This window comes from Burkholderia sp. LK4, from assembly GCF_001043615.1.
GTDB lineage: Bacteria > Pseudomonadota > Gammaproteobacteria > Burkholderiales > Burkholderiaceae > Burkholderia > Burkholderia cepacia.
Window position 1 is genome coordinate 1 of record NZ_LDUL01000168.1, and the last position, 5,522, is coordinate 5,522.

The following is a 5,522-nucleotide window of genomic DNA, read 5'->3' on the forward strand; positions in this document are numbered from 1 at the left end:
GGCCAACGCGCGGGGAGAGGCGGTTTGCGTATTGGGCGCTCTTCCGCTTCCTCGCTCACTGACTCGCTGCGCTCGGTCGTTCGGCTGCGGCGAGCGGTATCAGCTCACTCAAAGGCGGTAATACGGTTATCCACAGAATCAGGGGATAACGCAGGAAAGAACATGTGAGCAAAAGGCCAGCAAAAGGCCAGGAACCGTAAAAAGGCCGCGTTGCTGGCGTTTTTCCATAGGCTCCGCCCCCCTGACGAGCATCACAAAAATCGACGCTCAAGTCAGAGGTGGCGAAACCCGACAGGACTATAAAGATACCAGGCGTTTCCCCCTGGAAGCTCCCTCGTGCGCTCTCCTGTTCCGACCCTGCCGCTTACCGGATACCTGTCCGCCTTTCTCCCTTCGGGAAGCGTGGCGCTTTCTCATAGCTCACGCTGTAGGTATCTCAGTTCGGTGTAGGTCGTTCGCTCCAAGCTGGGCTGTGTGCACGAACCCCCCGTTCAGCCCGACCGCTGCGCCTTATCCGGTAACTATCGTCTTGAGTCCAACCCGGTAAGACACGACTTATCGCCACTGGCAGCAGCCACTGGTAACAGGATTAGCAGAGCGAGGTATGTAGGCGGTGCTACAGAGTTCTTGAAGTGGTGGCCTAACTACGGCTACACTAGAAGAACAGTATTTGGTATCTGCGCTCTGCTGAAGCCAGTTACCTTCGGAAAAAGAGTTGGTAGCTCTTGATCCGGCAAACAAACCACCGCTGGTAGCGGTGGTTTTTTTGTTTGCAAGCAGCAGATTACGCGCAGAAAAAAAGGATCTCAAGAAGATCCTTTGATCTTTTCTACGGGGTCTGACGCTCAGTGGAACGAAAACTCACGTTAAGGGATTTTGGTCATGAGATTATCAAAAAGGATCTTCACCTAGATCCTTTTAAATTAAAAATGAAGTTTTAAATCAATCTAAAGTATATATGAGTAAACTTGGTCTGACAGTTACCAATGCTTAATCAGTGAGGCACCTATCTCAGCGATCTGTCTATTTCGTTCATCCATAGTTGCCTGACTCCCCGTCGTGTAGATAACTACGATACGGGAGGGCTTACCATCTGGCCCCAGTGCTGCAATGATACCGCGAGACCCACGCTCACCGGCTCCAGATTTATCAGCAATAAACCAGCCAGCCGGAAGGGCCGAGCGCAGAAGTGGTCCTGCAACTTTATCCGCCTCCATCCAGTCTATTAATTGTTGCCGGGAAGCTAGAGTAAGTAGTTCGCCAGTTAATAGTTTGCGCAACGTTGTTGCCATTGCTACAGGCATCGTGGTGTCACGCTCGTCGTTTGGTATGGCTTCATTCAGCTCCGGTTCCCAACGATCAAGGCGAGTTACATGATCCCCCATGTTGTGCAAAAAAGCGGTTAGCTCCTTCGGTCCTCCGATCGTTGTCAGAAGTAAGTTGGCCGCAGTGTTATCACTCATGGTTATGGCAGCACTGCATAATTCTCTTACTGTCATGCCATCCGTAAGATGCTTTTCTGTGACTGGTGAGTACTCAACCAAGTCATTCTGAGAATAGTGTATGCGGCGACCGAGTTGCTCTTGCCCGGCGTCAATACGGGATAATACCGCGCCACATAGCAGAACTTTAAAAGTGCTCATCATTGGAAAACGTTCTTCGGGGCGAAAACTCTCAAGGATCTTACCGCTGTTGAGATCCAGTTCGATGTAACCCACTCGTGCACCCAACTGATCTTCAGCATCTTTTACTTTCACCAGCGTTTCTGGGTGAGCAAAAACAGGAAGGCAAAATGCCGCAAAAAAGGGAATAAGGGCGACACGGAAATGTTGAATACTCATACTCTTCCTTTTTCAATATTATTGAAGCATTTATCAGGGTTATTGTCTCATGAGCGGATACATATTTGAATGTATTTAGAAAAATAAACAAATAGGGGTTCCGCGCACATTTCCCCGAAAAGTGCCACCTGACGTCTAAGAAACCATTATTATCATGACATTAACCTATAAAAATAGGCGTATCACGAGGCCCTTTCGTCTCGCGCGTTTCGGTGATGACGGTGAAAACCTCTGACACATGCAGCTCCCGGAGACGGTCACAGCTTGTCTGTAAGCGGATGCCGGGAGCAGACAAGCCCGTCAGGGCGCGTCAGCGGGTGTTGGCGGGTGTCGGGGCTGGCTTAACTATGCGGCATCAGAGCAGATTGTACTGAGAGTGCACCATATGCGGTGTGAAATACCGCACAGATGCGTAAGGAGAAAATACCGCATCAGGCGCCATTCGCCATTCAGGCTGCGCAACTGTTGGGAAGGGCGATCGGTGCGGGCCTCTTCGCTATTACGCCAGCTGGCGAAAGGGGGATGTGCTGCAAGGCGATTAAGTTGGGTAACGCCAGGGTTTTCCCAGTCACGACGTTGTAAAACGACGGCCAGTGCCAAGCTTGCATGCCTGCAGGTCGTTTACCTTACCGAAATCGGTACGGATACCGCGAAAGAGCAGATTTATAACCGCTTCACACTGACGCCGGAAGGGGATGAACCGCTTCCCGGTGCCGTTCACTTCCCGAATAACCCGGATATTTTTGATCTGACCGAAGCGCAGCAGCTGACTGCTGAAGAGCAGGTCGAAAAATGGGTGGATGGCAGGAAAAAAATACTGTGGGACAGCAAAAAGCGACGCAATGAGGCACTCGACTGCTTCGTTTATGCGCTGGCGGCGCTGCGCATCAGTATTTCCCGCTGGCAGCTGGATCTCAGTGCGCTGCTGGACTCTAGAGGATCCCCCTTCTTCAGCGCTTTAAATGACATTGTTTCGTTTCTCTATGTTTGGTATCGGTTCTTCTTCTTCTTCAAAAAAAAGGGGGGCACTATTCAAAAAAAAATATTATAACAGTATGATTTTTTTCCCTCTCCCGTCGATTGAGGTTTTTTTTTCTCTTTCGTCTTGGTCTTTTGCTTTTCACTCCAAAAATGGAAACACGCGCGGCTCAACTCGAAATCCGTGATCAAAAAAATAAAGGCTGTGAGTTTCGAGCCAATAATTATGAATTAGTGGTATTTTTTTTAAAGATAAATAATCAAGAATCGCATTAGGGAGACGAATATGCGTTATTCAAATAAAAAGACAATTCTTTTAGGGTAGCATTTCCCTTCAAGTTCATCCCGCATGTACATTAATGTCAATGATGTCGCAGAAGTTAAATTAGCAGAAGAAAAAAAAAATGTGAATTACTCCGAGTCAACTCTTCTTTCTCTTCTTCTTTTTCTTCTTTATCACCATAATCACCACCACCACCACCACCACCAGCTCCCAGATGACTTCAACTAACTTAGAAGGAACTTTCCCATTGATTGCCAAAGGTAAAGTCAGAGATATTTACCAAGTTGACGACAACACTCTTTTATTCGTTGCTACTGATAGAATTTCCGCATACGATGTGATTATGTCTAATGGTATCCCAAATAAAGGTAAAATCTTAACCAAATTGTCTGAATTCTGGTTTGATTTCTTGCCAATTGAAAACCATTTAATCAAAGGAGACATTTTCCAAAAATATCCTCAACTAGAACCATATAGAAACCAATTGGAAGGCAGATCCTTACTTGTTAGAAAATTGAAATTGATCCCTCTTGAAGTTATTGTTAGAGGTTACATCACCGGTTCCGGCTGGAAAGAATACCAAAAATCTAAAACCGTCCACGGTATTCCTATTGGTGATGTGGTTGAATCACAACAAATCACTCCTATCTTCACCCCATCCACTAAAGCAGAACAAGGTGAACATGATGAAAATATCACCAAAGAACAAGCTGACAAGATTGTTGGAAAAGAATTATGTGATAGAATTGAAAAAATTGCTATTGATTTGTACACCAAAGCCAGAGATTACGCTGCCACTAAAGGAATTATTATCGCTGATACTAAATTTGAATTTGGTTTAGATGGTGACAACATCGTTCTTGTTGACGAAGTTTTAACTCCAGATTCTTCCAGATTCTGGAATGCTACTAAATACGAAGTTGGTAAATCTCAAGACTCTTACGATAAACAATTTTTGAGAGATTGGTTAACTTCTAATGGTGTTGCTGGTAAAGATGGTGTTGCTATGCCTGAAGACATTGTCACTGAAACCAAGAGCAAATACGTTGAAGCTTACGAAAATTTAACTGGTGACAAATGGCAAGAATAAATTAAGGATATCTATTATTAAAGCTTTCTATTTATCCCAAACTTTCGTAGTATTTTCTGACATGTTCAGATGTTTTTACTTTATCTTTCCTGAAATTTTTGATTTCTAACCGACTCTTGCATGTAGCTCTTGATAATGCAACATATGCTTGACCATTAGCAAAACTTCTACCTAAATCTATTTTGACTCTGTCCAAAGTTTGACCTTGAGCTTTGTGGATCGACATCGCCCACGACAAGATCAATGGAAGTTGTTCTCTGACTAACTCGTTCCCAGTATTTTCAAAACTAGACGTGGTACTTTTTTGTCCAGCTTTTTCAATCTTAAACTCTTCCTTTTCCACCATAACCACTTGTTTACCTCGTCCAGTAATACTAAAATTGACTACCGGTAATACTGTAGATTCGAATTCTTGACTAGCTAGATGACAACATGATTGAATGAAACTTTGTCGTTGCAATGGAATATTGTCGAAAAATGCTTTCTCTTGATCGGTAAAACCACCAGATTCGCCGATTCTATTACATACGAACCTCATTTCAGCAAGCGCCGCCTGGTCTTCCGCATCAATATACACATATTGTTCCAAAAACTTCATATAAAGTTTACGGGTAGCCATAAATAAAACGGTACCTAAGGTACCATTGACCAATTCATCAGTGAAATTTTTGACACACATGACTTGGGCCCCCGTTTTTAAATGAAGAACTTTATCCACCATAAGATTATTATCAAGCATACTGACGAGAAAAGGGTTTTCTGGATCTTTGGCTTGGAAAGTGTATACTTTCCCTGGTAAACTGTTTAATTTTGCTTGATTCGCCATCAGAACTTCTTTTAAAGTTGGGTACAACTGTGTTGGTTCTATTCCGTCAGTGTAGTTGATTTGTCGATCCAATTTTTGGAACGCTTCAATGGTTTCATAATTCAAGTTCCCAACACGCACATTGTTCAACATATCAATAAACTCATTATCTCCCTTTTGTCTGAAAACTTGCTTCAACACCACGGTGTTTTCGATAACCTTATTCCAACTTTTAGCCAAAAAGCAGAATTTCGGCTGACCAGAATTATCCACAGGTGGCAATTGATAGAAATCACCGGGTACCGAGCTCGAATTCGTAATCATGTCATAGCTGTTTCCTGTGTGAAATTGTTATCCGCTCACAATTCCACACAACATACGAGCCGGAAGCATAAAGTGTAAAGCCTGGGGTGCCTAATGAGTGAGCTAACTCACATTAATTGCGTTGCGCTCACTGCCCGCTTTCCAGTCGGGAAACCTGTCGTGCCAGCTGCATTAATGAATCGGCCAACGCGCGGGGAGAGG

At 44.4% G+C, this 5,522-nt stretch carries 4 protein-coding genes; 2 read left to right on the plus strand and 2 right to left on the minus strand.

The window, feature by feature from the left end; translation table 11 throughout:
• Positions 1-980 precede the first annotated feature (980 nt).
• On the minus strand, positions 981-1,841 hold the full coding sequence (locus VK92_RS38625) for a broad-spectrum class A beta-lactamase TEM-116 (protein WP_000027050.1): 861 nt from the start codon (positions 1,839-1,841) through the stop codon (positions 981-983).
• 610 nt (positions 1,842-2,451) lie between these two features.
• Here VK92_RS38625 and VK92_RS41350 point away from each other — a divergent pair.
• Together VK92_RS41350 and VK92_RS41355 are read left to right on the plus strand one after the other, a co-directional pair.
• Positions 2,452-2,892, plus strand: coding sequence for a terminase gpA endonuclease subunit (locus VK92_RS41350; protein ID WP_438802393.1), 441 nt, complete (start codon positions 2,452-2,454; stop codon positions 2,890-2,892).
• A gap of 424 nt (positions 2,893-3,316) precedes the next feature.
• Complete coding sequence (locus tag VK92_RS41355; protein ID WP_048468260.1) at positions 3,317-4,192, plus strand: phosphoribosylaminoimidazolesuccinocarboxamide synthase; 876 nt, start codon at positions 3,317-3,319, stop codon at positions 4,190-4,192.
• 31 nt (positions 4,193-4,223) lie between these two features.
• Here the strand turns inward: VK92_RS41355 and VK92_RS42345 are convergent, their stop codons facing one another.
• Complete coding sequence (locus VK92_RS42345) at positions 4,224-5,321, minus strand: DEAD/DEAH box helicase (protein ID WP_156190779.1); 1,098 nt, start codon at positions 5,319-5,321, stop codon at positions 4,224-4,226.
• Positions 5,322-5,522 lie beyond the last annotated feature (201 nt).

What these genes read in the sequence shown, in the direction of transcription:
- VK92_RS41355 (WP_048468260.1), top strand. Translation starts at nt 3,317, where the DNA reads ATGACTTCAACTAACTTAGAAGGAACTTTCCCATTGATTGCCAAAGGT.
- VK92_RS42345 (WP_156190779.1), bottom strand. Translation starts at nt 5,321, where the DNA reads ATGATTACGAATTCGAGCTCGGTACCCGGTGATTTCTATCAATTGCCA.
- VK92_RS38625 (WP_000027050.1), bottom strand. Translation starts at nt 1,841, where the DNA reads ATGAGTATTCAACATTTCCGTGTCGCCCTTATTCCCTTTTTTGCGGCA.